23 protein-coding genes and 2 pseudogenes are annotated in these 24,411 nt (G+C 68.7%); 13 read left to right on the forward strand and 12 right to left on the reverse strand.

Going from position 1 to position 24,411, the window contains the following annotated elements; genetic code table 11:
* Positions 1-123: 123 nt before the first annotated feature.
* Positions 124-1,284 carry a serine hydrolase gene (locus CSW59_RS16435; RefSeq protein ID WP_099445046.1) on the forward strand — a complete coding sequence of 387 codons (1,161 nt, stop codon included), beginning with the start codon at positions 124-126 and terminating at the stop codon, positions 1,282-1,284.
* A gap of 37 nt (positions 1,285-1,321) precedes the next feature.
* Here the strand turns inward: CSW59_RS16435 and CSW59_RS16440 are convergent, their stop codons facing one another.
* The 5 genes from CSW59_RS16440 to CSW59_RS16460 form a co-directional block, all read right to left on the reverse strand.
* Positions 1,322-2,071: a hypothetical protein gene (locus CSW59_RS16440; RefSeq protein WP_099445047.1), complete on the reverse strand. Its 750-nt coding sequence runs from the start codon at positions 2,069-2,071 to the stop codon at positions 1,322-1,324.
* A 4-nt stretch (positions 2,072-2,075) separates the two neighbouring features.
* Positions 2,076-4,346 (reverse strand): excinuclease ABC subunit UvrB, encoded by a 2,271-nt coding sequence (gene uvrB, locus CSW59_RS16445; protein WP_099445048.1) that lies wholly within the window; start codon positions 4,344-4,346, stop codon positions 2,076-2,078.
* Positions 4,347-4,431: 85 nt separating this feature from the next.
* Positions 4,432-5,289, reverse strand: coding sequence for a DNA/RNA non-specific endonuclease (locus tag CSW59_RS16450; RefSeq protein ID WP_099445049.1), 858 nt, complete (start codon positions 5,287-5,289; stop codon positions 4,432-4,434).
* Between the two features lie 43 nt (positions 5,290-5,332).
* On the reverse strand, positions 5,333-5,746 hold the full coding sequence (locus CSW59_RS16455) for a hypothetical protein (protein ID WP_099445050.1): 414 nt from the start codon (positions 5,744-5,746) through the stop codon (positions 5,333-5,335).
* Positions 5,747-5,764: 18 nt separating this feature from the next.
* The gene (locus tag CSW59_RS16460; protein WP_099445051.1) at positions 5,765-6,184 is read right to left on the reverse strand and encodes a hypothetical protein; all 420 of its coding nucleotides are present in this window, start codon (positions 6,182-6,184) and stop codon (positions 5,765-5,767) included.
* Between the two features lie 408 nt (positions 6,185-6,592).
* Between CSW59_RS16460 and CSW59_RS16465 the strand changes: the two genes are divergently transcribed.
* On the forward strand, positions 6,593-8,698 hold the full coding sequence (locus CSW59_RS16465; RefSeq protein ID WP_161495064.1) for an MASE1 domain-containing protein: 2,106 nt from the start codon (positions 6,593-6,595) through the stop codon (positions 8,696-8,698).
* A 9-nt stretch (positions 8,699-8,707) separates the two neighbouring features.
* Here the strand turns inward: CSW59_RS16465 and CSW59_RS21475 are convergent.
* From CSW59_RS21475 to adhP, 3 genes and pseudogenes are all read right to left on the reverse strand, one after another.
* Positions 8,708-8,860 (reverse strand): annotated as a pseudogene (locus CSW59_RS21475) (hypothetical protein); the annotation flags it as partial.
* A 51-nt stretch (positions 8,861-8,911) separates the two neighbouring features.
* Complete coding sequence (locus CSW59_RS16475) at positions 8,912-9,259, reverse strand: cytochrome c (RefSeq protein ID WP_099445053.1); 348 nt, start codon at positions 9,257-9,259, stop codon at positions 8,912-8,914.
* Positions 9,256-10,290: an alcohol dehydrogenase AdhP gene (gene adhP / locus CSW59_RS16480; protein ID WP_099445054.1), complete on the reverse strand. Its 1,035-nt coding sequence runs from the start codon at positions 10,288-10,290 to the stop codon at positions 9,256-9,258. The genes CSW59_RS16475 and adhP overlap by 4 nt, the downstream gene beginning before the upstream one ends.
* Positions 10,291-10,468: 178 nt before the next feature.
* Here adhP and CSW59_RS16485 point away from each other — a divergent pair, with 178 nt between their 5' ends.
* The 3 genes from CSW59_RS16485 (at position 10,469) to CSW59_RS16495 (ending at position 13,332) form a co-directional block, all read left to right on the forward strand.
* Positions 10,469-10,798 carry a PadR family transcriptional regulator gene (locus CSW59_RS16485; RefSeq protein WP_013080539.1) on the forward strand — a complete coding sequence of 110 codons (330 nt, stop codon included), beginning with the start codon at positions 10,469-10,471 and terminating at the stop codon, positions 10,796-10,798.
* Between the two features lie 32 nt (positions 10,799-10,830).
* A complete protein-coding gene (locus CSW59_RS16490; RefSeq protein WP_236632246.1) occupies positions 10,831-11,802 on the forward strand; it encodes a hypothetical protein in 972 nt (323 codons plus the stop codon).
* A gap of 408 nt (positions 11,803-12,210) precedes the next feature.
* On the forward strand, positions 12,211-13,332 hold the full coding sequence (locus tag CSW59_RS16495; protein ID WP_099445056.1) for a cell wall hydrolase: 1,122 nt from the start codon (positions 12,211-12,213) through the stop codon (positions 13,330-13,332).
* On the opposite strand, the gene CSW59_RS16500 is transcribed toward CSW59_RS16495, so the two are convergent.
* Positions 13,292-14,092, reverse strand: coding sequence for an SDR family oxidoreductase (locus CSW59_RS16500; RefSeq protein WP_201722827.1), 801 nt, complete (start codon positions 14,090-14,092; stop codon positions 13,292-13,294). The genes CSW59_RS16495 and CSW59_RS16500 overlap by 41 nt on opposite strands.
* A 158-nt stretch (positions 14,093-14,250) precedes the next feature.
* Here CSW59_RS16500 and CSW59_RS16505 point away from each other — a divergent pair, with 158 nt between their 5' ends.
* Entirely contained in the window at positions 14,251-14,868 is a 618-nt protein-coding gene (locus CSW59_RS16505) for a DJ-1/PfpI family protein (protein WP_099445057.1), read from the forward strand.
* Between the two features lie 101 nt (positions 14,869-14,969).
* On the opposite strand, the pseudogene CSW59_RS21480 reads toward CSW59_RS16505, so the two are convergent.
* Positions 14,970-15,082 (reverse strand): annotated as a pseudogene (locus CSW59_RS21480) (hypothetical protein); the annotation flags it as partial.
* Between the two features lie 239 nt (positions 15,083-15,321).
* A complete protein-coding gene (locus CSW59_RS16510; RefSeq protein ID WP_099445058.1) occupies positions 15,322-16,263 on the reverse strand; it encodes a GlxA family transcriptional regulator in 942 nt (313 codons plus the stop codon).
* A 97-nt stretch (positions 16,264-16,360) separates the two neighbouring features.
* On the opposite strand from CSW59_RS16510, the gene CSW59_RS16515 reads away from it, so the two are divergent.
* Positions 16,361-17,056 (forward strand): DJ-1/PfpI family protein, encoded by a 696-nt coding sequence (locus CSW59_RS16515; protein WP_099445059.1) that lies wholly within the window; start codon positions 16,361-16,363, stop codon positions 17,054-17,056.
* A 124-nt stretch (positions 17,057-17,180) separates the two neighbouring features.
* On the opposite strand, the gene ygiD is transcribed toward CSW59_RS16515, so the two are convergent.
* On the reverse strand, positions 17,181-17,951 hold the full coding sequence (gene ygiD / locus CSW59_RS16520; RefSeq protein ID WP_099445060.1) for a 4,5-DOPA dioxygenase extradiol: 771 nt from the start codon (positions 17,949-17,951) through the stop codon (positions 17,181-17,183).
* 114 nt (positions 17,952-18,065) lie between these two features.
* On the opposite strand from ygiD, the gene CSW59_RS16525 reads away from it, so the two are divergent.
* The 6 genes from CSW59_RS16525 to CSW59_RS16560 all read left to right on the forward strand — a co-directional run bounded on the left by CSW59_RS16525 (position 18,066) and on the right by CSW59_RS16560 (position 24,409).
* Positions 18,066-19,208, forward strand: a complete 1,143-nt coding sequence (locus CSW59_RS16525) for an acyltransferase (protein ID WP_099445061.1) — start codon at positions 18,066-18,068, stop codon at positions 19,206-19,208.
* Between the two features lie 57 nt (positions 19,209-19,265).
* Positions 19,266-19,640 carry a hypothetical protein gene (locus CSW59_RS16530; RefSeq protein ID WP_099445062.1) on the forward strand — a complete coding sequence of 125 codons (375 nt, stop codon included), beginning with the start codon at positions 19,266-19,268 and terminating at the stop codon, positions 19,638-19,640.
* Positions 19,641-19,689: 49 nt separating this feature from the next.
* Complete coding sequence (locus CSW59_RS16535) at positions 19,690-20,463, forward strand: tyrosine-protein phosphatase (RefSeq protein WP_099445063.1); 774 nt, start codon at positions 19,690-19,692, stop codon at positions 20,461-20,463.
* Between the two features lie 227 nt (positions 20,464-20,690).
* Positions 20,691-22,145 carry an MFS transporter gene (locus CSW59_RS16545; RefSeq protein WP_099445064.1) on the forward strand — a complete coding sequence of 485 codons (1,455 nt, stop codon included), beginning with the start codon at positions 20,691-20,693 and terminating at the stop codon, positions 22,143-22,145.
* A 156-nt stretch (positions 22,146-22,301) separates the two neighbouring features.
* Positions 22,302-23,642 (forward strand): aminodeoxychorismate synthase, component I, encoded by a 1,341-nt coding sequence (gene pabB / locus CSW59_RS16555; protein ID WP_099445065.1) that lies wholly within the window; start codon positions 22,302-22,304, stop codon positions 23,640-23,642.
* Positions 23,639-24,409 carry an aminotransferase class IV gene (locus CSW59_RS16560; protein ID WP_099445066.1) on the forward strand — a complete coding sequence of 257 codons (771 nt, stop codon included), beginning with the start codon at positions 23,639-23,641 and terminating at the stop codon, positions 24,407-24,409. The genes pabB and CSW59_RS16560 overlap by 4 nt, the downstream gene beginning before the upstream one ends.
* Positions 24,410-24,411: the final 2 nt, after the last annotated feature.

Raw genomic sequence — 24,411 nt, forward strand, 5'->3', positions numbered from 1 at the left:
GTCAACGCGCCGTTGCGCCCGACGCAGTTCCTGTTCTTCCCGCCCTGGTGATCGCAAAGGCGCGTCGCCAGGCCGATCCGCCATCGCCGCCGATACCCTCCCAAACTCTGGATAGCCAAAAGAATGCTGAACAAAATTTCCGCTGCAATCGGCCTGATTGCGATCATGGGTGGTCTTGCGAATAGCGCGAACGCCAACACGATGCAGATCGCAGCAGCCGACAACAAGACCGCCGCGATTGAACGCTTGGTCCAAAGCGAGATGGCGGCTCGCCGTATTCCGGGGCTCCAGCTGGCGATCGTGAAAAACGGCAAAATCATCTTCACGGGCGCTTACGGCCAGTCCGACCTCACGACCGCGAAGCCTGTCACGGACCGCACGGTTTTCGGCATCAATTCGATCAGCAAGGCCTTCACCGGCGTCGCGGCGATGCAGCTTGTCGAGGCCGGAAAACTCGATCTCGACGCCTCGGTGACGCAATATCTCGAAGGGCTTCCGCCAGCGTGGAAACCGATCACCGTCCGCCAGATCCTGACGCACACATCAGGCCTGCCCGAGATCATCGACGACAACACCCGGCTGATCGACGGCGCCGAGCCTGACGCCGCCTGGGCAAGGGTGCAGGAACTTCCCCTGAGATACACGCCCGGGACGCAGTATGCCTACAACCAGACCGGCTATGCCCTGATGGGCAAGATCATCGAGAAGCTCTCGGGCAAGCGCTTCGTTGATGTCGTTCGCGAGGGGCAGTTCAACGCGGCGGGCATGGCGCACGCCCGCTTTGGAAACACGGCCGACACCGTGCCCGAGCTGGCCCGGCTCTATACGTATCTGACGCTGCAGATCACGGACATGAGGACCGTCGGTGTCGAGCGCAGCGAGACCCCGATTGCGCGCCAGGAGGTGTGGCCGGCCTACATGCATCCCACCGCAGGCGTCCAGGCCACGGCCACAGATCTGGCCGCATGGGTTATCGCGCTGCAGAAGCGGGAATTGGTCAGCGAAAGAGGCCTCCAGCAGCTCTGGACGCCGCAGCAACTGCCCGACGGCAGCTATCGCGGCTTCAACAAGATCATCAACGGCTATGGACTGGGCTGGCCGGTCATTCGCCGCGCGGAACACCCCGCGATCACGCCCACGGGCGGCAATCGCGCGGCCATCTTCATCTACCCCAAGGATGACCTTACGGTGATCGTCCTGACGAACCTGCTGGGCGCTTCGCCCCATAGTTTTGTCGACAAGATCGCGTCGCAATACATCCCCGATCTCGCTGTCGAAAACTGACGATAGCGTCTCGTCGCGAGGGCGGCCGGATGGGCGGTTAGCGCTCCAGCAGGGCGCCCAGCGTCGCCCGTTCCGCCGGAGCCAACACCCGCCCGTAGTGCTCCAGGCACCCCGCCTCGACGGTCACGAACCGCGGCACAGCGCTGGCCCGCAGGCGCTGGTCCACGACGGCCAGGCGCGGGACCAGATCGGAGAGCTTCTCGCTCGTCCGGACCAGGCGCGCCTCGCGGCCGGTGGGGAAGGTGACGTCGTAGTTCAGGGCGAACTCGCCGGCCTTTTCGCCCTTCGCGCAGCCGGCGGCGATGGTCGTCGCCGCGCCCCAGGACCAGTATTCGCGCACCTTGCCGTCCTTCAGCCAGCTGACGCCGACTGGCGTGGCGACGGCGACCTCGGCGCGGCCAAAGACGCCGCCCACCCCGACCCCGGCGGCGACCAGCACGGCCGACAGGGCCACGATCGCCCAGCGGGTCCGCGCGGACGCCAGTGGCAAGGCCTGGCGATGGCGCACGCCGAACGCGCTGGGGATCAGGGCCAGCGGCGGCGTGATGATCAGCAGGAACGCCCAAAGCAGGGCCGACGACTCTTCCTCGCGCCAGATGGCCAGGACGTCGGGGATCGTGGCGACGACCGCCGCGTTGGGTCGATCCAGCAGGGTGTGAACGGCCTGGAGCCCGAAGAGCCCCAGCAGGGTCAGGCCGAACGCCAGCGCCAGGCCGAGAGCCTTGCGGCCCAGGGTGGCCTGGATGCTCTCTTGCGGCGGCCGGGGCCTGGGCGCGTCTGTCGCCAAGGTCCTAGCGCCGCTTCTTTCGGAACTCGGCGGCCTTCTCGTCGCGGATCTCGGCGCGCAGGCGCTTGGGCGCGGCCTTGTCGACCTCGTCGCCGGTGGCGGCCAGAACCTCGTTGGCGAACTCCAGGTCCATCAGCTTCATGCGCTTGATCTCGTCGCGCAGGCGCGCGGCGGTCTCGAACTCCAGGTTGGCGGCGGCCTCGCGCATCTTGGCCTCCAGGTCCTTGAGCGCGGCCTTGAAGTTGTCGCCGCTGAACGGGCGGTCGTCGGTCTCGGACATGCCCATCGGCACCAGCACGCGGTCGCCGCGCTCATAGGGGCTGTTGAGGATGTCCTTGATGTCGCGCTTGACGCTCTCGGGCGTGATGCCGTGTTCCAAATTGTAGGCGTGCTGCTTCTCGCGGCGGCGCGAGGTCTCGGCCATGGCCCGCTCCATCGAGCCGGTGATCCGGTCGGCGTAGAGGATGACCTTGCCGTCGACGTTCCGCGCGGCCCGGCCGATCGTCTGGATCAGCGAGGTCTCCGAGCGCAGGAAACCTTCCTTGTCGGCGTCGAGAATGGCCACCAGGCCGCACTCGGGGATGTCCAGGCCCTCGCGCAGCAGGTTGATGCCGACCAGCACGTCGATATGGCCCATCCGCAGCTCGCGGATGATCTCGATGCGCTCCAGGGTGTCGATGTCCGAATGCATGTAGCGGACGCGGATGCCCTGCTCGTTCAGATATTCCGAGAGGTCCTCGGCCATCTTCTTGGTCAGGACGGTGACCAGGGTGCGGTAGCCCTTCTTGATGGTCTGGCGGATCTCGTCGACCACGTCATCGACTTGCGAGGCGCCGTCCTTGGCGACCGGGCGCACCTCGACCGGCGGGTCGATCAGGCCGGTGGGGCGGATGACCTGCTCGGCGAAGACGCCGCCGGCCCGCTCCATCTCCCAGTCGGCCGGGGTGGCGCTGACGTGGACCGACTGGGGCCGCATGGCGTCCCACTCTTCGAACTTGAGGGGGCGGTTGTCCAGGGCCGAGGGCAGGCGGAAGCCGTACTCGGCCAGGGTCCATTTGCGGTTGCGGTCGCCCTTGTACATGGCGCCGATCTGCGGAACCGTCTGGTGGCTCTCGTCGGTGAACAGCAGGGCGTTGTCGGGGATGTATTCGAAGAAGGTCGGCGGCGGCTCGCCGGTCTTCCGGCCCGACAGATAGCGGCTGTAGTTCTCGATGCCGGCGCACGAGCCGGTGGTCTCGATCATCTCCAGATCAAAGGTCGTGCGCTGCTCCAGCCGCTGGGCTTCCAGCAGCTTGCCGTTGGCGGTCAGCCACTCCAGCCGGTCCTTCAGCTCCTTGCGGATCTCGATGATCGCCTGGCGCAGGGTCGGGCGCGGGGTGACGTGGTGGCTGTTGGCGTAGACCTTGATGGTCTCCAGCTCGGCGGTCTTCTTGCCGGTCAGGGTGTCGAACTCGGCGATCGCCTCGACCTCGTCGCCGAACATGGTCACGCGCCAGGCGCGGTCCTCGTAGTGGGCGGGAAAGATCTCGATGGTGTCGCCCCGGCGGCGGAACGTGCCGCGCTCGAAGGCCTGGTCGTTGCGCTTGTACTGCTGGGCCACCAGGTCGGCGATCAGCTGCTTCTCATTGACCTTGTCCCCGACCGTCAGGGTGAAGGTCATGGCCGTATAGGTCTCGACCGAGCCGATGCCGTAGATGCAGCTGACGCTGGCCACGACGATGACGTCGTCGCGCTCCAGGATCGCCCGGGTGGCCGAGTGGCGCATGCGGTCGATCTGCTCGTTGATCGAGCTGTCCTTCTCGATGAAGGTGTCGGTGCGCGGGACGTAGGCTTCGGGCTGGTAGTAGTCGTAGTAGCTGACGAAATACTCGACCGCGTTCTCGGGGAAGAACGACTTCATCTCGCTGTAGAGCTGGGCGGCCAGGGTCTTGTTCGGGGCCAGGATCAGCGCCGGGCGCTGGGTGGCCTCGATCACCTTGGCCATGGTGAAGGTCTTGCCCGAGCCGGTGACGCCCAAGAGCACCTGATCCTGGTCGCCGTTCTGCAGGCCTTCCACCAGTTCGGCGATGGCGGTCGGCTGGTCGCCGGCCGGCTGGTACTCGCTGACCAGCTTGAATGTCTTGCCGCCCTCGGACTTGGAGGGACGCGCGGGCCTGTGCGGGGTCCACAGCATCGGCATGACGCCGGCGGAAACGTCGCCGACGGTGTCCCCAAGGGTGTCCATCACGAAGGGCGTGGAGACATCCGAAACGCCGGGGGGCTGGTTGCGAGGCATGGCCCCAAGTTAGGCGCGCGGGCGCCCCACGGCTAGGGGGGCTGCTGACAGGGAATGGCGGCAGAGTGGCGGGAGGGGGCTCCCCCTACTCCTTCACCGTGTTCGAGCAGGCCTGGCCGTGGCCCCAGAAGATTCCCTTGCGCCGCTCCAGCAGGTTCTGGTCGCGACGGGACAGGTTGGCGAAGAAGTCGAGGCCGGTCTCGACCTCCAGGTCCTCGATGGGCGCGATGAAGGTGTCGGTCGGCGTCTTCTTGTAGGCCTTGTTGTCCAGCCGGAAGCCGACGGTGCGGCCGGTCCGGACGTCGTAGAGGATTTTGAAATAGGCCGCTGGCGACAGGATCTTTTGCTTGTTCTGCCCGATCCAAGTCCCGCTGGAGCCGTAGATCGGGCCGGTGATGACGATCACGTCCTCATGTCCGCCGCACAGCACCGCCGCCCGCACGTCCTCTTCCAGGAACCGCCACTGGGCGCGGTTGAAGCCGGGCCCTACCTGCGGCGACATGTTGGTCATGTAGAAGCTGTCATCGGTCTGCGGTTGGCTGAACTTGAAGTCGGCGGCCGGCGCCTGGTGGCCTCGGTCGCGCGGGTTGACCGGATCGCTGTAGTCCTTTGCCGTCGGGCTGAACTCCCCGGCCGCAGGATCGGTCAGGAACTTGTCGGACCGCTTGGCGCTCCCCTTCAGCGCGGCTGGCGTCAGCCGCTCGACCACCCAGTCGGGATTGCGGGTGGCCTTGTTGAACGACAGCACATAGCCATCGCGGCAGATCAGAATCTGCTTGCTGGCGATGTCCGCGCCGCGATGGACGGGCAAAGCCACGGGCGTGAACCGCGACAGGCAGGCGGTCGTCGGGGCGCCGTTAGGTGTCGGCGCTTGGGCGTAAGCCGAGGCGCCCAGGGCCAGGGTCGCGGCGAGAGTGGCCGCGCCGAAAAGCGAGCGGATCATGGCGAGCCTCCGAGTTCGGGGCGGACAGGCAAGGCCCGTCCGGCTAGCTGTTGGAGATGCCTTTGGAGACCACGAAGCTGCCGCCGCTGAGGCCTATCAGGGTCAGGACCGTCGGAGGCACCTCGACAAAGGCGCCGGCCTCGATCGACAGCAGCAGGAACAGGCCCGCGACCACAAAGGTAAAGATCAGGAACTGGAAGCGCGACAGACTGGCCTTGGCGGCGGTGCTCCGGATGGCGTCGTTCAGCTCGGTGGTGGTGATGTTCGGATTGGCGGCCTTCAGCGCGTTGGTGAGGGCCGTGACCGTTGCGGCGTCGGTCGGCTCGGCGATCAGGCCGTCCAGCACGCCTTTCGTGGTGATCAATCGCCAAACGACGACCGCGGCGAAGCCGAGGATGATCACGACGACGGCGATGCCGACGATGTAGGCGAGGGCGGCCCAGGGCGTGGCGGGCATGGCGGGTCTCCGTCAGGGTCAGGGTTGGGTCTTGCCGCGAGGTCTGCGGCGGATTGGTTTGCGGCGAGGTCTTCTCGGCGGAGCGCTGTCGGGCGGTCCGGCGTCACGGCGCGGGCGTTCATAGAGCTTGCCGCCCAGATGCACGCCCAGGCTTGCGCCTAGGGCCGACAGCGCCTCGGGCCGGATATCCGGTAGACGCGCCTCGCCTTGCGACAGCGCGCCCAGTCCCTCGGTCACGTAGTAGCCGGCGAAGGCGACGGTGACGGCCAGGGCCTGAATTCGTGCGGGGCTGGGTCCGGCGCCGTGCGGACCGGCCACCAATTGGCGCAGCCGGCCGCTCGCCAGGCCACGATGCACAAGCACGGCGACCAGGACTGCTAGCACGGCCAGAAGGCCGTACTCTCCGATCTGCGCGACCTGCTTGAGCGGCATGCTCATGGGCGATCCGTAGCGAGGGTGGCTGACACGGGATGTCGGGCTCGCTAAGGCCAGGCCGTGCGCGAGCGGAAGCGACTGAGAACGCGGACTTGATCGTCTGACAACGCGGACTTAATCGGCGACTTTGTCGGATACAGGCGCACAGGGCGGCGATTTTTTACCGGGCGTCATTCAGCCCGATCCTACGCCCCCGCGTTCTCACAAGCTTGCGCGAGTTAACCTTTTTGTCAACGTAGAGATGCGTCGTCGCGTAAGACTTTTCGAGGGCGTGGCGCGCGGACGTCGCCGGATCTTCGCCGCCGCGACGGTAAGGCGTCTGGCGACGAGTCGGCTTAAGGGCGTAGGTTCTCTGGGGTGGTTTGAAGGGGTTGACGTCTTGCGAGTGAGGACGGGCCAGGAGCGGTGCGCGTGACGTCGGTCGTCCGCTGGCTGGAGCGCGCCAACCTGACGCCTCGCACGCTTCGGGAATGGCTGCTGGTCGCCAGCCTGGCGCTGATCTACTGCGTCGGCGCGGTGATCAGCCTGCGCTGGGCGGTGGTGCCGGGCGCGGGGACGGCGTTCTGGCCGTCGGCCGGGATCGCCCTGGCGGCCGTGGCCTATTACGGGCCTCGCGTCTGGCTGGGCGCCTTGCTGGGTCGCCTGCTGACCTTCTGGGTCATGGCCGCGCCTCAGCCGCTGTGGACCCAGCTGGTGATCGCCACGGCCACGGCGCTGGGCGCTCTGATCCCCGTCCTTGTGTTGAACTGCCTGAAGACCAACGCCAAGCTGGACAGTTTGCACAGCGCCCTGTGGCTGGTGATCGTGGCGGGCGCGGGCGGCGCGACCATCTCGGCCGGGGTCGGGGCTCTGATGCTGCTGCTGGGCGGTTCGCCACCAGACAAGGTCGACCAGGCTTTCATCAATTGGTGGTTCGGCTTCGTCACCGGCGTCCTGACCTTCGCGCCTGTGTTCCTGACCTGGCGCGGGGCGCTGGAGCGTTGGACGCCGAGCCGCATCACGCATCTCTCGCTGATCTGCGTGGCGACGGGCGCCCTGGCCTATCTGGTCTTTTTGTGGGGCGAAGGGGCCTATTCCAGAGCCTGGTTTGTGTTCCCCCTGCTGGTCTGGGCGGGCCTGGCCTTCGACGCCCGCGGCGCGGCCCTGGCCTCGATCCTGGTCAGTTTCTGCGCGTTCGTGGGGACGTTGCAGGGCAGCGGGCCGTTCCAGAACGCCGGGCCGTCGGCCGCTATCCTGCTGACCCAGCAGTTCGTGGCCGTGATGGCCTCGACCACCCTGATCCTGGCCGCGGTCGCCAGCGAGCGGCGCGGTCGCGAGGCGCTGGCGCGCAGCGAAAGCCGCTACAAGGCCGAGAGCGCGGCCCTGGCCGTGCTGAACGAGACCGGCGCGGTGATCGCCGCCGAGCTCGATCTGGAGCGGGCGGTCCAGGTGGTGATCGACGCCGGCGCGGCCCTGACCCGCGCGCGCTACGCCGCCTTCTTCTACACCGCGCCCGACGCCCAAGGGCAGTCGATGATGCTCTACGCTCTGTCGGGGGCGCCGCGCTCGGCGTTCGAGGCCTTTGGCCACCCCCGGCCCACCGAGGTCTTCGCCCCGACCTTCGAGGGAACTGGCACGGTCCGCTCGGGCGACATCACTCAGGATCCCCGCTACGGCCAGAACGCGCCGCATCGCGGCATGCCCGAGGGACACCTGCCGGTGCGCAGCTATCTGGCCGTGCCCGTCCGCTCCCGCTCGGGCGAGGTCATCGGGGGGCTGTTCTTTGGCCACCCTGACCCGGATATCTTCGACGAGCGCGCCCAGTGGCTGGCCGAGGGCGTGGCCTCGTACGCCGCGATCGCCATCGACAACGCCCGCCTCTACCAGTCGGCCCAGGCCGAGCTGGCCCAGCGCCGCCGGGCTGAGGAACTACAGCGCCTGCTGATCAACGAGCTGAACCATCGGGTGAAGAACACCCTGGCGACGGTGCAGTCCCTGGCCGCCCAGACCCTGCGCTCGTCCGACGACCTGACCACCGCGCGCGAGGCGTTCGATCGGCGGCTGATGGCCCTGTCGGCGACCCACAATCTGCTGACCCAATCCAGTTGGACCAGCGCCGAGCTGGGCGACCTGGTGCGGCAGGCGGCCGAGCCGTTCGTCGCCGATCGCTTTATCGCCCAGGGGCCGTCGATCAGCCTGTCTCCCGCGCGGTCGCTGGCCCTGTCGATGGCGCTGCACGAGCTGAGCACCAATGCGCTGAAATATGGAGCGCTGAGCGCGCCGGAAGGCTTGATCCGCGTGACGTGGCGCGTGGCGGCGGGTCAGCTGGAGTTCCTCTGGACCGAAGAGGGCGGGCCGCCCGTCGTCGCCCCGACCCGCAAGGGGTTCGGCACGCGCCTGATCTCGCAAGCCTTGGCGCGCGAACTGCGCGGCAAGGTGCGCCTGGAGCACGACCCGGCCGGGGTCCGCTGTGAGATCAGCTTCCCGCTCGACGCCGACGACGCGCCGGGGCCGGCTCGACCGCTGCCGGAGGTGTAGGGGGCGATCGCGCCCCCCATTCCAATCGCCCGTCATTCCCGCCCTTGTGGCGGGAACCCCCGGTTCAGCTGACACGTGAGACGCCAGCGGATCGCCAGCGATCCGCCCCTGCCGCACCTGCGGCGGACAGAGAGGTTCCCGCCACAAGGGCGGGAATGACGGGCGTTATGTTTGGATACCGGTGCGATAGACGACCGGCAGCCCTCGCAACCCCTACCGCTTCGGCTCCAGGCTCTTCAGATACGCCCTCAGGTCCGCGCGCTGGTCGTCGTCGAACTTGGCCATCGGCATGCGCGGATGGGTGCGGGGCGGGCCTTCTTCCGGGGGATCGGCGGGCGCCAGCATGCCCTCGTCGAGCAGGGCGTCGAGGCCACCCTTGTGATACCGGGCGTGCAGCCGTGCGAACGGCGGCGCGTCGGGCAGGGGGCTCTTGGTCCCCCGCACCGCGTGGCAACCGCCGCAGGTGCGCTGGGCCAGACGCTCGCCGCTCTCGGCCGAGGCCTGGGCGAAGGCGGGCGAGGCGATCAGCGCCACGCCCAGCGCCAGGAGGACGGTTCTCACCGCGCGGCCTCGAAGTCCAGCACCACGCGGCCCTCGATCTCGCCCTTCTCAAGCCGGTCGAAGATGTCGTTGATGGCGCTGAGGCCCTCGGTCGAGACCGTCGCCTTGACCCGGCCGTCGGCGGCGAAGGCCAGGGCTTCCTGCAAATCGAGCCGCGTCCCGACGATCGAGCCGCGCACGGTGATGCCGCGCAGCACGGTGTCGAAGATCGACAGCGGGAAGTCGCCCGGCGGTAGGCCGTTCAGCGACACCGTCCCGCCGCGCCGGACCATGCCGATCGCCTGGCTGAAGGCCGCGCGTGACACGGCGGTGACCAGAACGCCCTGCATGCCGCCGACCTTGGCCTGGAAGACGGCGACGGGATCCTCGCGGCTGGCGTCGACGGTCAGTTCGGCGCCCAGCGCCCGGGCCAGGGCCAGCTTGTCCTCGGCCACGTCGACGGCGGCGACCTTGAAGCCCATGGCCTTGGCGTACTGCACGGCGAGATGCCCGAGGCCCCCGACGCCCGAGATCGCCACCCAGTCGCCCGGCTTGGCGTCCAGCACCTTCAGGCCCTTATAGACCGTGACCCCGGCGCAGAGGATCGGCGCGGCCTCGACATAAGAAAGGTTCGCCGGGATCAGTCCCACATAGTCGGCGTCGGCCAGCACGTATTCGGCAAAGCCCCCGTCAACCGAGTAGCCGGTGTTCTGCTGCTTTTCACAGAGGGTCTCCCAGCCAGCCAGACAGTGGACGCAGCGCCCGCAGGCGGTGTGCAGCCAGGGGACCCCCACCCGGTCGCCGAGCTTCAGGTGCTCGACATCCTCGCCCAGTTCGACGACGGCGCCGACGCCTTCATGGCCGGGGACGAAGGGCAGGGAGGGTTTGATCGGCCAGTCGCCATGGGCGGCGTGCAGGTCGGTGTGGCAGACGCCGCAGGCGGCGATCTTGACCAGCACCTGGCCGCGTCCGGGCTTGGGGCGCGGCCGATCCTCGATCACCAGCGGCTGGCCAAAGGCCCGCACCACGGCGGCCTTCATCATCGTGTTCATGGCGTTCTCCCCGAGGCCTATGAGCCTCTGGGCGGGATAGTACGCCTGGCGGGACGCGAACGCAGTCGGGGCGACTACCTACGGTTTGGCCACAAGGGGCGTTGACTCGTGATTTTACTGTGTGACATACAGTGTGCATCACACACCATGTGATGCACACTATGTGGCGCACACGTTCATGCCGACCGATACGGACATCTTTGAATCGCTCCGCCAGGAGCTGCGGCGGGGGACGCTGATCCTCGCCGTCCTCGCCCAGCTGCGGGAGGAGCGGTACGGCTACAGCCTGCGCCAGGCCCTCTCGTCGGTGGGCGTCGAGATCGACGAAGGCGCGCTCTATCCCATGCTGCGCCGGCTGGAGGCTCAAGGGCTCCTGGCCAGCGAGTGGCGCGAGGAAGACAAGCGCAAGAAGCGTTTCTACCAGCTGTCGGAGGAGGGCCGGGCCGTGCTGGCGCGCCTCGCCGACGAATGGCGCGCGATCAACGCCGCCCTCGAGCCTCTGTTGTGACAGCGGCCACTCTTACCGAAGGACCCTATGACATGAGCGATCTGGTTGACCGTTACCTGGGCGCCGTCGCCGCCCTGCTGCCTAAGGCCCAGCGCCAGGACATCGTCGCCGAATTGCGCGACCTGATCCTCAACCGCGTCGAGGACGCCGAGGCCCAGCGCGGCCGCCCGCTCGACAAGCGCGAAATGGAGGATCTGCTGCGCGAGATCGGCCATCCGATCGCGGTGGCTGGCCGCTATGGCTCCGCGCGGGCGCTGGTCGGGGCTGAGATCTATCCGTTCTGGCTGTTCGGGGTGAAGGTCCTGTTGGCCATCGCCGCCCTGGCCGCGGCGATCCCGACGGGCGTGGCGCTGCTGACCGCCCATGGGGACGCACGCCTGGTCGTCCGGACGATCCAGGACTTCATCCCCACGGCGCTCAGCCTGATTGGCGCCGCCACCCTGGTCGCCGCCGCCATCGAGCGCGGTTGGATCAAGACCGAGGGGTTCCGGCGCTGGAAAGTCAGCGAGCTGCCCCGCGCCTCCGACAGTCGAGAGTGGTTCGTGAAGAGCCGCTTCGACGGGCTGTTCGAGTTGGTGGTGATGCTGCTGTTCATCGGGTGGTGGACGGGGGTCGTCGCGTCCCCCGCGGACAATGTGATCAAGACGCGCGGAGGCGAGGCGTTCCTGCAGGTTTCGTCCGTTTTCCAGACGCTCTACTGGCCGATTCTGACCCTGGCGGTCGTGCAGGTGGTTTCGTCCCTGTTGCTGGTCGTCAAGCCGGGCTGGACGGTCGCTCGCAATCTCCTCGAGATCGTCGGCGCGGTGGGCGGCGTCGCCTTGGTCTGGGTGCTGTGGTCCGCTCAGCCCCTGGTCACGGTCTTGGCGCCCGCGGCCTCTGAAGCGGGACTGGAGAACCTTCAGCGCACTCTGGACCTGAGCCTCGAAATCACCCTTTGGGTCGTCGCCGCCATCAGCTTGACCAAGGTCGCGGTCCACGGCTGGCGCCTCCTGCGAGGGCGCTAAAACCCGCCTCGCGGAAAGCTCAGCTTAAGGTTCCGCATTAACCTTTTTATCGCGGCGGATGCGGCGGGCGAGGTCGGCGGAGCGTCGCCACCATGAGTGGAAATCAGGCCGCGCAAGGGTTTTGAGGACGAAAAAAATAGCGGCTCGCTCCTGTCCAGCTTTTTACACGGATTCAACGGATTAACGATTTGAGCCTGCGACGCGTACGCGCAACCGGGCTTTGGAGCGGGGCCGAGCGCTTGCGAGTCGGTCACCAATCGTTCATAAGCCGCTAACAGCGGGATTTTGGCCACGTCGTGATACGGCCAGTCCCCCGCTTCGAAGGCCTCCCCGACAGTGCTTTTCCGGGGATCTCGAAGCGGTTTTTGTCGGGGGGCCAGAGCGCCCTCGCCGCGCAGGACACGAGTTTTGTATATCAAGTCGCAGACGCGCGCGGATGCGCGCGGGCTGGTCGGCGCCGTATTGGTCGGATCCATCACGGGTCTGGCTCTGGGCGGCGTTTACCTTATGGGTGGCCTGGCCCAATCGGCCTCCACCCACGCCCGCGTCGCCCGCTTGGCCGATGGCGCCTCCGGAAGCTTTTCGGACGCGGCCCTCGTCAGCGCGGCTACGCGTATGGACCCCGGCGCCCTCGCCGTGGCCAAGCGTCACGATCCTTATCTTTTCGCCGCCGTCGACCAGCGGGACCGCCAGTCGGCCCAGCTGGCGGCTCGCCTCGAAGGCGCCGGCGCCAGCCTGATGCCCGGCCAGAGCGGCCGCACCGGCCCCCTGATGCTGCGGGCCAGCTTCGGTTCGGTCTTCGGTCCCGGCGCCGCCGGCCCGTTCCAGCTGGGCAGCGCCCTGGAAAGCTCGCGCGAGCTGGAGTGCCTGGCCCAGGCCATCTATTACGAAGCCCGCGGCGAGACCCCCAGCGGCCAGGCGGCCGTGGCCCAGGTGGTCCTGAACCGCGTGCGCCACCCAGCCTTCCCGAAGTCGATCTGCGGCGTGGTGTTCCAAGGCGCCTATCACCGCACGGGCTGCCAGTTCAGCTTCGCCTGCGATGGTTCGATGCGCCAAGCGCGCGACGTCAGCGCCTGGAGCCGGGCCCGCAAGATGGCCGCGCGCACCCTGTCGGGCTCGATCAGCAACCAGGTGGGCTCGGCGACCCACTTCCACACCATCAACGTCTCGCCGGTCTGGGGGCCGCGCCTGATGCGCGTGACCCAGGTGGGCATGCACATCTTCTACCGGTTTGGTCGCCGCAACGCCTCGACGCCGCATCTGCCGACGGTCGACGACATCGCGCCTTCGGACATCGCCAGCCTTACCGCCGACGGCAAGCCGCTGGTCGCCTACGCCGCCAGCGCCGTCACCCGCGTCGAGCCGGCCTCGGTGCAAGGCCAGGGCGGTCCTCTGGGTCCGGTGAGCGAGCCGGCCTCAGCCCCGGCCGCCGACAAGGCGGTCGCCAAGCCGATCGCGATCTCGACCGATCGCGCGCCGCTGGACGGCCTCAAGTCGACAGTAGGGGCCGGGAGCGGAGCTGCTTCCTGACGACGCCGGGCATGTGGCTGGAGGCAAAGCGCATCTGCTTGGCCCGCTTGCCCACGAAGTAGTGCAGGGCCTTGCCCTGCGCCGCCTCCCAGACGACCTGGGCGGCGTCCTCGACCGGATAGACCTCCAGGCCCCCCGCGCGCAGGGCGTCGCTCATGTGCTCGTTCGTGCCTGAGGCCCCGGCGTTCAGGATCGGCGTCTCGATGAACCAGGGCATGACGCAGGCGACGCTGACCCCGTGCCGCGCGTATTCGACGTCCAGCGCTTCGGACAGGCCCCGCACCGCGAACTTGGTCGCCGAATAGACCGCCAGCTTGGGTGAGCCATAGAGCCCCGCGCACGAGGCGACGTTGATCAGCCGTCCGCCGGCCGCCTTCAGTAGCGGCAGACCGGCCCTAGCCCCGTTGATCACGCCCTTGATGTTGATGTCGATCTGGATGTCGCAATCGGCGTCGGACATGTCTTCGAGCACGCCAAAGCGCGCGACGCCGGCGTTGTTGAGCAGCACATCGGCTTTGCCGCCGGTATCGCGTCCAAAGTCGCCCAGGGCGTTCTCCCAGCCTTCGCGGTCGCGGACGTCCAGCGGATGGATCGAGCCGTTGGCCGCGCCGATGGCCAGCAGGGCCGCCTTCAGGCCAGCCTGGTCGATGTCCGACAGGCCCACGAACCAGCCCTCGGCCGCGAAGCGCTTGGCGCAGGCCAGGCCGATGCCGCTGGCCGCGCCGGTGATGAAGATGCTCTTGCGACCGTTGGCGGCCATGACGACGTCCCTCCCGATATCTTTGTTATCGCCGATCAGATGCTGGCGTGGGTGAAGGGTCAAGTCTGGAGGCGCTGCCCGAACGTCGAGGCCTGCCTGGACCATGGTCGCGTGAGCGGGGCGCGTCTATGCTCGCGCTCTGTCTTCAGGAGACCCCAATGCGCATCGCGGTGCTGACGTTCGACGGCTTCAACGAGCTGGACTCGTTCGTGGCCGCCGCGATCCTGAACCGCATGAAGGCCAAGGGCTGGAAGGCCGAGATCACCTGTCCGACGGAGGCTGTGACCTCGCTGAACGGCGTGACGATCCAGCGCCAGCAGCCTCTGGAATTCGCCGCCGAAGCCGACGCTGTGCTGATCGGCAGCGGCTCCAAGACGCGCGAGGTGGCGGCCGACGCGGCGCTGCTGTCGCGCATCCGGCTGGATCCCACGCGCCAGCTGATCGGGGCCCAATGCTCGGGCACGCTGATCCTGGCCAAGCTGGGCCTGGTCGGCGACCTGCCGGCCTGTACCGACCTGACCACCAAGCCCTGGGTCATCGAGGCGGGCGTTAAGGTGCTGGATGCGCCGTTCGTGGCGCACGGCAATGTCGCCACGGCCGGCGGCTGTCTGGCCTCGCAATACCTGGCCGCCTGGCTGATCGCCCGCGCCGCCGGCCGCGCGGACGCCGAAGAGGCGATCCGCTATGTCGCCCCGGTCGGCGAAAAGGAGGCCTATGTCGAGCGGGCGATGGCGGTGGTCTCGCCGTTCCTGCCGGCGCGGGCCGACGCGGCGTGAGCGACTGCGGGGCGGCGATCTGAATGTCCGCTTGTCGGCCGCAAGCCCAAGGCGTTCTTCGACCCTAGTTGGACGTTGGAGCGCCCCCTCCGTCACGTCGCCTATCGGCGCCGCGCCACCTCCCCCGTTTCACGGGTGAGGAGGAGGCCACACCCTCCTGCCCCGCTTGCGGGGGAGGTGGATCGCTGCGGATACGCAGCGAGACGGAGGGGGCGCTTCTGAGCCAACTTCCGCTACCCACTCTTGTAGGGCGTTCCGAAAGTCCGCTTTCGGGCGGGTCTTCGGTCTTGCATGGCGAGATGCAGGGCCGCACAGCTTCCACTGTCCGCACTGGAGGCGTCTATGCCTGACTTCACACCCGCTAGCTGGATCGCGGTTCTCGTGGCGATCAGTGGAGCGCTCATCGTCGTCTTCATGAATCGCGGGCGTCGATAGCCCCGTCCTGACGCGCATTTACCCCGCCTTCGCCGCCCGCCTTAGCGCCTGGGGCGGCTGGCCGAAGGCGCGGACGAAGGCTCGGCGCATGCGTTCGGGATCGCCAAAGCCGGTCTCCAGGGCCACATCCTCGACCTGCAGCGGCTGGCTGTCGAGCAGGGCGCGGGCGGCTTCGACGCGCAGGCGCTCGATGGCTTTCGCCGGGGTGACGCCGGTCTCCTGGGCGAACAGGCGGGCGAAGTTGCGCGGGCTCATGGCCGCGCGGTCGGCCAGTTGCTCGACGCTGAGCGACTCGGCCAGGTTCTGGCGCGCCCAGGACAGCAGGGCGTCGAAGCGGCCGGGGCGCAGGTCGATCAGGGCCGAGTGCTGCGACTGGCCGCCGGGGCGGTGGTGATAGACGACCAGCTGCTGGGCCGTGCGGCGGGCGATGGCCTCGCCCAGGTCCGCGCCGATCAAAGCCAGGGAGAGGTCGATGCCCGCCGTGATGCCGGCCGAACTCCACATCTTGCCGTCCTGGATCCAGATACGGTCGGGCTCGAGCCGGATGTTGGGATAGCGGCGCTGGAAGTCCTGGGTGCGGCTCCAGTGGGTGGTGGCGCGCTTGCCGTCCAGCAGGCCCGCCTCGGCCAGCACATAGGTTCCCGAACAGACCGAGGCGACGCGGCGCGCTTCGCGGCCCGCCTTGCGGACGAAGGCCAGGGTTTCGGCGCAGGTCGATGGCGCATGGACCCCGTCGCCGCCCGCCACGACCAGGGTGTCCAGCGGCGGCGCCTCGTCCAGCGCCTTGGTCTGCACCACGAGGCCAGAAGAGCTGGGTGTCGGCTCGCCGCGTAGCGACAGGAAGTGCAGGCTATAGGCTCCGGGCGAGAACCGGGCGGCGATCTCGAACGCGGCGATCGGGCCGGTGGCGTCCAGCAGCTGGAAGCCTGGATAGACGAGAAAGCCGATCGCGCGGGTCATGGCGAAGCGCCTTGGCTGAATCCGTGGGAACTATGTCATTTCCGCCAGAGGCTAATCGAACCATGTTCTCCGCGTCAATCGCGGCGGAGATCATCGCATGAGCCAGCCCACTAAGCACGACGCCTTGAGCATCGTGATCGCCCTGTTCCCGGGCGTGACCCACCTGGACTTCACCGGCCCCCACCAGGTGCTGTGCCGACTGCCTGGCGCCAAGGTCACGGTCGCCAGCCTGGCCGGCGGCGAGATCGAGGCTGACGGGCTTGTCTTCGCGCGCCTGCCCAAGCTCTCGGATACCCAGGCGTGCGACGTCCTGATCGTGCCGGGCGGCTTTGGGACCACCGAGGCGATGGGCGATCCTGACTTCATGGCGCAGATCCGCCGGCTGGCGGACGGCGCGCGCTATGTCTGCTCGGTCTGCACTGGCTCGCTGGTGCTGGGGGCGGCGGGTCTGTTGAAGGGCAAGCGGGCGGCCTGCCACTGGGCCTGGCGCGACCAGCTAGCGTTGTTTGGCGCGATCCCCGATCCGTCACGGGTGGCGCGGGACGGGCGCTACATCACCGGCGGCGGGGTGACGGCCGGGATCGACTTTGCTTTGACCCTGATCGCGGAGTTGGCGGGCGACGAGGTGGCGCAAGGCATCCAGCTGGCGGTCGAATACGCGCCCGCGCCGCCGTTCGACTCCGGACGCCCGGAGACCGCCCCGCCCAAGGTGCTGGAGCGCATCACCGCGCTCTATGGCAAGGCGATGGACGAGCGCGTCGAGGCGGCCAAGCGCGCGGCGGCGGTGCTCTAAGTTCCTCCCCCGCGTTGCGGGGAGGTGGCCCAGAGGGCCGGAGGGGGCTAGCTCGGCGATACCGCGTTCGCCCCCTCAGTCACTCCGTGACAGCTCCCCCGCAACGCGGGGGAGCATCTCTCTCTCACCCCACCTTCACGCCCGTCATCGAGATCGCCGCCCAGACGTCGTCGGTGAAGAAGCTCACGGGCTCGTCCTTGCCCGCCGCACCCAGCACATAGAGCAGCGGCAGGTAGTGCTCGGCGCTGTTGATCGAGGCCTCGGCGTCGGGGCCCAGGCTTCGCCAGTCGATCAGCGGATCGTGGTCGCCGGCCAGGATCAGGGCCTTGGCGCGGTCGTTGAAGCGCTCGGCCCAGGGCAGGGTCTCGGGGCGGCGGAAGTCGATGGCGCGCAGGTTGTGGACGATGTCGCCGCTGCCCAGGATCATCACGCCCTCGTCGCGCAGCGGCGCCAGGCGGCGTCCGGCCTCGTAGTGCCAGCGCTCGGGGCGGCCGCGATCCAGGCTGAGCTGGACCACAGGAATGTCAGCCTCGGGATACATCGGCCTCAGCACGCTCCAGGCGCCGTGGTCGAGGCCGCGCGTCGGGTGTTGCACGACCGGATCGGGCGACAGCAGCTGCGCCACCCGCGCCGCCAGGGCCGGATCGCCGGGCGCGCGGTACTGAACGTCGAACAGCGCCTGCGGAAAGCCGCCGAAGTCGTGGATCGTCTGCGGCGCGGTCGCGGCGCTGACCGCCGAGGCGCCGCGCGTCTCCCAATGGGCGCTGATCATCAGGATCGCGCGCGGGCGCGGCAGCGCGCGGCCCAGGCGCGCCCAGTCGCGGCTCCAGGCATTGTCCTCGATGGCGTTCATCGGCGAGCCGTGGCCGAGGAAGAGGACGGGGGTGCGAGACATGGGTTAGCTCATTAGAAACAAGATAAGTTACAGATAGGCGGCGTGACGCTCCATCGCAACTCGGCGCCGTTACGGAGCCTTTCCCCCCGTCGTCTGCTTTGGTATGCGCGAGCCGTGACCGCGCCGCTTGCCCCCTCCGCTTCGACCTCGACCGAGGCCGCGCCGTCGCCGCCCGGCAAGGAGGCCGTGCGCGGTGGCGCCTTGGATTTCCTGCGCTTTCTCGCCTCGCTGCTGATCGTGGTCTATCACTATGGGGCCGAGAGCCCGATGCGGATCGAGCGGTTCGCCCAGGTGTTCTCGCGCGGTTTCCTGGCCACCGACTTCTTTCTGATCCTGTCTGGCTATGTGCTGGGCCGGGCCTATGGCGGCTCGGTGCTGAAGGGCCATATCAGCACGCCGCGCTTCTGGGTCCGCCGGGCGGCGCGGGTCTGGCCGGGGCATCTGGCGGTGCTGGCCATGCTGGCGGTGCTGGTGCTGATCCTGAACGCCTTCGGCACCGACGCTCACAAGCCCAGCCGCTTTGCCTGGGACCAGCTGCCGACCCAGGCCCTGCTGATCCACGCCTGGGGCTTCCCCAGCGACGGCTGGAACCTGCCCAGCTGGTCGCTGTCGGCGCTGATCGTCTGCTACGCCCTGTTCCCCGCCTTCTGGCGCGGGGTCAGCAAGATCAGCCACGCCTGGCTGTTGCCTGTGCTGGGTCTGGCGATCCTGGCGGCCTTCCAGGTCTTGGCCGAGGTGATTTTCGATCAGGCCCTGGCTGACCTTCGCTTCCAGTTCGGTGTGGTTCGGGCGCTGCCGCTGTTCATTCTGGGCGTCTGCCTGGCGCGGGCCGTCGACAGGCGCTGGCCCTCGGAGGGCGCGGCCAAGGCCCTGCTGTGGGGCGGCGTGGCCTTGTTGGTCGTCACCCAGCCGCTGGACCGCTACGCCCTGCCGGCTCAGTGGATGTTCGACGCCCCTTCGCTGCTGGCGATCACCATGATCGTGCTGGGCGCCGGCCGCCTGCCCGTGAAACGCCCGCAAGCCTGGATCGAGGAGGGCGCCAAGCTGTCCTTCGCCCTGTTCATCACCCACATCTTCGTCGGCGTGATCTATTGGAGCGCCGTCCACAAGCTGATCGACACCGTGCCGATCGGCATCGGCTGGCAGTGGCTGATGTGGCTGGCCGGCTTCCCGCTGGCCTATGGCGCGGCGTGGCTGTTCCACACCTATATCGACCAGCCGTTGCAGGACCGGATTCAGCCGCTGCTGCGGCGATAGCGTCCAAAGCCCGGGCTCACGCGTAACGGCGTTATCCTTGGCTTCGGAGAGACCCCCATGCTGGCGCTGCTGCTCGCCTTTTCGCTGGAGGCGGCTGCGCCGCCGGCGCCGCTGACCGGCGACTGGGTTGTGGACCTGTCGTCCAAGCCGTCCGAGCCCTACTTCAAAGGCATGAGTCTGACGCTAGAGGCGGACGGTCGCGTCACCGGCAGCTTCTATGACAGCGACATCCAGGCCGGTCGCTGGAAGACCTCCAAGGGCCGGACCTGCGCCAGTTTCCGGACCACCGACGGCCAGGGCCCCTATCACACCAGCGTCTGTCAGGCCGCCGACGGCCTTGAGGGCCAGACCTGGGCCGAGCATCGCAACTTCGTCTTCCTCTGGCGCGCCAAGCCGGCGACCGAGGAGGACCGCAAGGCCAAATGGTGGTGACGCCGCATCCCTCTCGCCATCCGGCCGCGTCGCGGCTAAATCCCCCGGCATGACCAGACTGATCCCCCTGCAAGGCGTCGAGAACTTCCGCGACTTTGGCGACTACGCCGCAGGGGCGGGGCGGCTGAAGAAGGGCGTGCTGTTCCGCGCCGCCCACCAGGCCGAGGCCACCGACGAGGACCTCGAGGCGCTGGCGGCCCTGGGGATCGTCACCCTGGTCGACCTGCGCCGCCCCAATGAGCGCGAGCGCTCGCCCTCGCGTCGCTGGACGGGCTTTGCGGCCCAGGTGATCGACAACGACCTGGGCGTGACCGGGACCGACCCCTGGATCGAGTTCATCACCAGCACGGACCTGACCGAAGACGCCGTCCACGACTATATGGACGAGTACTATCGCCGCCTGCCGTTCAAGGCGCGGCACATCGACCTCTTCCGCCGGTTCTTCCTGGCCTTGGCGGAAGGTCAAGGGGCGGCGCTGATCCACTGCGCGGCGGGCAAGGACCGCACCGGCGTACTGGCCGCCCTGACCCACCACATCGCGGGCGTGGCCGACGACGACGTCATCGACGACTACCTGCTGACCAACGACCCCACGCGCTTCGACCGGCGCGGCCGCATCTTCATGGATCATATCCAGGAGCTGACCGGCCGCCGTCCCGACGAGGCGGCGATGCGCGCGGCCATGGGCGTCGAAGCCCGGTATCTCGCCGCCGCCTTCGCGGTGATCAAGGCCGAGTGCGGCTCGCTGGACGGCTATCTGGAGCGGGTGGTCGGGCTGGACAACGGCGTCCGCGAGCAGGTGCGGGCGCATATTCTGCTCTAGCCGACCTCCCCGGCGAATGCCGGGGTCCAGATCGAAGGCGCTGATCTATCCGGCAAGCCCGGCCTTTTGGCGCGTTCACCCCAGCCGCTCCGGATGAATCTGGGCCCCGGCATTCGCCGGGGAGGTCGGAGGAAATAGCGGCCTCATCCGTAAGGTGACAAACGATCGTTTAAGGTCCAGCCTCGCCGCATGGCCCCGTCAGAGGGCCGGTGACATTCGGGTGCGGCATGAGCGAGTTGGCGGGGTCGCCTCCGGGCCTGAGCGAGGTCGTGGGTCCTAAGGGCCACGAGGACGTCCTGGTCCCGCCCCCCCGAAAACGGCTCTCGCGCGGAGCGCTCAGCTGGATCCTGCACCAGGGCAGCCGCGACCCCTATGTCATCCTCGTCACCATCTATGTGTTCGCGCCGTACTTCTCGCGGGTGCTGGTCGGCGATCCGGTCAAGGGCCAGGCGGTCGTGGCCGACATCTCGACTGTCTATGGGCTGCTCACCGCCCTGACCGCGCCGCTGCTGGGCGCCTCGATCGAGCGCTATGGGCCGCGCAAGCCGTTCATGGCGATGGTGCTGGCGATCATGCTGCCGATCCTCTTGGCGCTGTGGTTTGCGACGCCCGGCGGTCTCTCGGTTGGGCTGGTCGGGGCGGCCCTGATCGTGCTGGGCGTGGCCTATAACCTGGGCGACGTACTCAACAACTCGCTGCTGTCGCGCGCGGCGGAGCCTGGCCAGGAGCCGGTGCTGTCGGGCCTGGGCTACGCGCTCGCCAACGGGCTGTCGGTGTCCTTGCTGATCTTCGTGATGTGGGCCTTCGTGCTGCCGGGCCAGGTGTCGTGGTCGTTCGTGCCCGCTACGCCGCTGTTTGGCCTCAGCCAGGCCGACAACGAGCCCAGCCGCCTGGCAGGACCCCTGTCGGCGGCGGTGATGCTGCTGGGCGCGATCCCGTTCTTCCTGTGGACGCGCGATGCGGCCCGCACCGGCGTCTCGATCGGCGCCTCGCTGAAGGAGGGCGTGCGGCTGATCCTCGACACCTTCGCCAACCTCAAGGGCCATGCCGAGGTCGCCAAGTTCCTGGGCGCGCGGATGTTCTACTGCGACGGCATGACGGCCATGATCATCTTCGGCGGCCTGTTCGCTGCGGGGCTGATGGGCTGGGGCGCGCTGGAGATGCTGGCCTATGGCATTGCCTTGTCGGTGTTCGGGGTGCTGGGCGGCCTGATCGCGCCGGTGCTCGACCGGACGCTGGGACCGCGACGCGCCGTCCAGGCCGAGATCGCCGGCTGCATCCTGATGCTGCTGGGTCTGATCGGCACGAGCCGGGAGAAGATCCTGTATCTCTGGCCCTGGCCGGCCTCGGCCCATCCGCCTGTCTGGGGCGGCCCGCTGTTCCAGACCCTGCCTGAGCTTGTTTATCTGGGCTGCAGCCTGATGATCGCGGTGTTCGTCACCGCCCAGTACGCCTCGAGCCGCACCCTCTTGGTGCGCCTGGCGCCGCCCGACCGCATGGCCGCCTTCTTTGGCCTGTTTTCGCTGTCGGGGACCGCCACGGTGTGGCTGGGCTCGCTGCTGGTGGCCTTTGCGACCAAGCTGGCCGGCGCCCAGGTCGCCGGCTTCATCCCGATCGCGGCGCTGATGCTGGTGGGGCTGATCGGGCTGTCGACCGTGAAGGGCGGGGGCCGGGAGATCTAGTTCCTCCCCCGCGCCGCGGGGGAGGTGGCCCAGAGGGCCGGAGGGGGCCAACTCGGCGCGAGTCCAGTTCGCCCCCTCAGTCGCTCCGCGACAGCTCCCCCGCATCGCGGGGGAGCATCTGGCGCGCCGCCTTCCGGCCCTGCTATCACCACCCCCATGCGCCGCGTCGCCATCCTCACCGCCCCCTGGCGCGAGCCGGTCTGGGCCCTGGCGCCCTTCCGGGACGAGCCTTACGCCTGCGCGCTGATGTCGGGCGGGCAAGGCGGGCGGTGGTCGTACCTGCTGCGCGCGCCAGACAAGACCTTCAGCCTGACCGCCGCCGACGCGAGCGATCCGTTCGCGGCGCTGGCGGACCTGCTGGGCGCGCACCAGCCAAGCCATCCGGACGGCCCGCCATTCCAGGGCGGCGTCGTGGGTCTGGCGTCCTACGAGCTGGGCGATCGGATAGAGGCGCTGGGCCTTGCGCGCTCCGACTGGCCCGACCTGGTCTGCGCCCTCTACCCGGCCCTGCTGGCCTTCGACCACCACGCCCGTCAGGTGCTGGCGGTCGGACGCGGCGTCAGCGAGAGCGACGCGGAGGCCCAGGCTCGCGCGGCCCTGGCCTGGCTGGATGCGCCAACCGCCGCGCATCCGGAGCCCAAGGGCCCTCTCTGCCCCGACCTCGCCGCCGACGACCCCGCCGTCTACGAGACGGCCGTCGCCGAGGTGGTCGAGCGCATCCTGGCCGGCGAGATTTTCCAGGCCAACATCGCCCGCGCCTGGACCGGCCGCCTGGCCCCCGGCGCCGATCCGTTCGACCTGTTCACGCGGCTACGCGGCCAAAGCCCCGCGCCGTTCGCGGCCTATCTGCGGCTGCCGGGGCGGGCGGTGGTTTCCAACTCGCCCGAGCGGTTCCTGAAGGTCGGGGCGGACGGCGCGATCGAGACCAAGCCGATCAAGGGCACGCGGCCCCGCGACCGCGATCCGGCCCGCGATCTGGCCTTGGCCGCCGAGCTCTTGGCCAGCGACAAGGACCGGGCCGAGAACCTGATGATCGTGGATTTGATGCGCAACGACCTGGCGCGTGTCAGCCCGCCGGGCAGCGTGCGCGCGCCCGATCTCTTCAGGATCGAGAGCTTCGCCAACGTCCATCACCTAGTCTCGACGGTCACCGCGCGGTTGGCGCCGGGGCGTGGGATCGCCGACCTGCTGCGGGCGACCTTCCCGCCCGGCTCGATCACCGGCGCGCCCAAGGTGCAGGCCATGAAGGTCATCGCGGAGCTGGAGCCGCCGCGTGGTCCATACTGCGGCTCCCTATTCTGGGTGGGTCATGATGGCGCACTCGACTCCAGCGTGTTGATCCGAACCGTCGCCTTGGTTGAGGATGCCGGCGGCTGGCGGGTCGAGGCGCGCGCCGGCGCGGGGATCGTCGCCGACAGCGATCCGCGCGCCGAGCGGCTGGAGACGCAGGCCAAGATCGCCGCCATTCGGCGCGCGCTGACGGAGAGCCTCGAATGATCGCCCCCGCCGCCACTTTCAAAGACGCCATTCCCTTCGATGACCGTGGTCTGCTGCTGGGCGAGGGGCTGTTTGAGACCCTGCTGGCTCTTGACGGCGAGATCCGTCACCTGGACGATCACCTCGACCGCATGGCCGGCGGTTGCGCGGTGCTGGGCCTGCCCTTCGATCGGGCCGAGGCCGAGGGGCTGTGCCGCCGCATGGTCCCGGCGACCGGGCGGGTGGCGCTGCGCCTGACCTTGACCGGCGGCTCGGGCGGCCGAGGGCTGGATCGCCCCGTCGCCCTGACGCCCCGGCTCTTCGCCCGCGTGGCGCCCGTCGCCCCGGTAACGACGCCGGCGCGGGCCATGCTGTCGAGCGTGCGCCGCAACGAAGGCTCGCCCGCCTCGCGCCTCAAGACCCTGTCCTATGTCGATAGCGTCCTGGCGCGGACCCAGGCGGTCGCCGCCGGGGCCGACGAGGCGGTGATGCTGAACAATCGCGGCGAGCTGGCCAGCGGCGCGGCGGCCAACCTCTTCTGGATCGCGGGCGGGCGGCTGTTCACGCCGGCCCTCGACTGCGGCGTCCTGCCGGGGATCACCCGGGCCCGCCTGCTGGCGGCCCAGGCCGTCGAGGAGGTCGCCGTCGGGCCGCAGGCGCTGGACAAGGCCGAGGCGGTGTTCCTGACCAACAGCCTGATCGGCGTGCGCCCGGTCTCGCGGCTGGGGGATCGGACGTTTGAGGCCCACCCGCTGGTCGAGCGTCTGCGCTCGGCGTTGCCGGCTTAAGG

This window comes from Caulobacter sp. BP25 (assembly GCF_002737755.1).
GTDB lineage: Bacteria > Pseudomonadota > Alphaproteobacteria > Caulobacterales > Caulobacteraceae > Caulobacter.

What these genes read in the sequence shown, in the direction of transcription:
- CSW59_RS16435 (WP_099445046.1), top strand. Translation starts at nt 124, where the DNA reads ATGCTGAACAAAATTTCCGCTGCAATCGGCCTGATTGCGATCATGGGT.
- uvrB (WP_099445048.1), bottom strand. Translation starts at nt 4,346, where the DNA reads ATGCCTCGCAACCAGCCCCCCGGCGTTTCGGATGTCTCCACGCCCTTC.
- CSW59_RS16450 (WP_099445049.1), bottom strand. Translation starts at nt 5,289, where the DNA reads ATGATCCGCTCGCTTTTCGGCGCGGCCACTCTCGCCGCGACCCTGGCC.
- CSW59_RS16455 (WP_099445050.1), bottom strand. Translation starts at nt 5,746, where the DNA reads ATGCCCGCCACGCCCTGGGCCGCCCTCGCCTACATCGTCGGCATCGCC.
- CSW59_RS16460 (WP_099445051.1), bottom strand. Translation starts at nt 6,184, where the DNA reads ATGAGCATGCCGCTCAAGCAGGTCGCGCAGATCGGAGAGTACGGCCTT.
- adhP (WP_099445054.1), bottom strand. Translation starts at nt 10,290, where the DNA reads ATGAACACGATGATGAAGGCCGCCGTGGTGCGGGCCTTTGGCCAGCCG.
- CSW59_RS16485 (WP_013080539.1), top strand. Translation starts at nt 10,469, where the DNA reads ATGCCGACCGATACGGACATCTTTGAATCGCTCCGCCAGGAGCTGCGG.
- CSW59_RS16490 (WP_236632246.1), top strand. Translation starts at nt 10,831, where the DNA reads ATGAGCGATCTGGTTGACCGTTACCTGGGCGCCGTCGCCGCCCTGCTG.
- CSW59_RS16500 (WP_201722827.1), bottom strand. Translation starts at nt 14,092, where the DNA reads ATGGCCGCCAACGGTCGCAAGAGCATCTTCATCACCGGCGCGGCCAGC.
- CSW59_RS16505 (WP_099445057.1), top strand. Translation starts at nt 14,251, where the DNA reads ATGCGCATCGCGGTGCTGACGTTCGACGGCTTCAACGAGCTGGACTCG.
- CSW59_RS16510 (WP_099445058.1), bottom strand. Translation starts at nt 16,263, where the DNA reads ATGACCCGCGCGATCGGCTTTCTCGTCTATCCAGGCTTCCAGCTGCTG.
- CSW59_RS16515 (WP_099445059.1), top strand. Translation starts at nt 16,361, where the DNA reads ATGAGCCAGCCCACTAAGCACGACGCCTTGAGCATCGTGATCGCCCTG.
- ygiD (WP_099445060.1), bottom strand. Translation starts at nt 17,951, where the DNA reads ATGTCTCGCACCCCCGTCCTCTTCCTCGGCCACGGCTCGCCGATGAAC.
- CSW59_RS16530 (WP_099445062.1), top strand. Translation starts at nt 19,266, where the DNA reads ATGCTGGCGCTGCTGCTCGCCTTTTCGCTGGAGGCGGCTGCGCCGCCG.
- CSW59_RS16535 (WP_099445063.1), top strand. Translation starts at nt 19,690, where the DNA reads ATGACCAGACTGATCCCCCTGCAAGGCGTCGAGAACTTCCGCGACTTT.
- CSW59_RS16545 (WP_099445064.1), top strand. Translation starts at nt 20,691, where the DNA reads ATGAGCGAGTTGGCGGGGTCGCCTCCGGGCCTGAGCGAGGTCGTGGGT.
- pabB (WP_099445065.1), top strand. Translation starts at nt 22,302, where the DNA reads ATGCGCCGCGTCGCCATCCTCACCGCCCCCTGGCGCGAGCCGGTCTGG.
- CSW59_RS16560 (WP_099445066.1), top strand. Translation starts at nt 23,639, where the DNA reads ATGATCGCCCCCGCCGCCACTTTCAAAGACGCCATTCCCTTCGATGAC.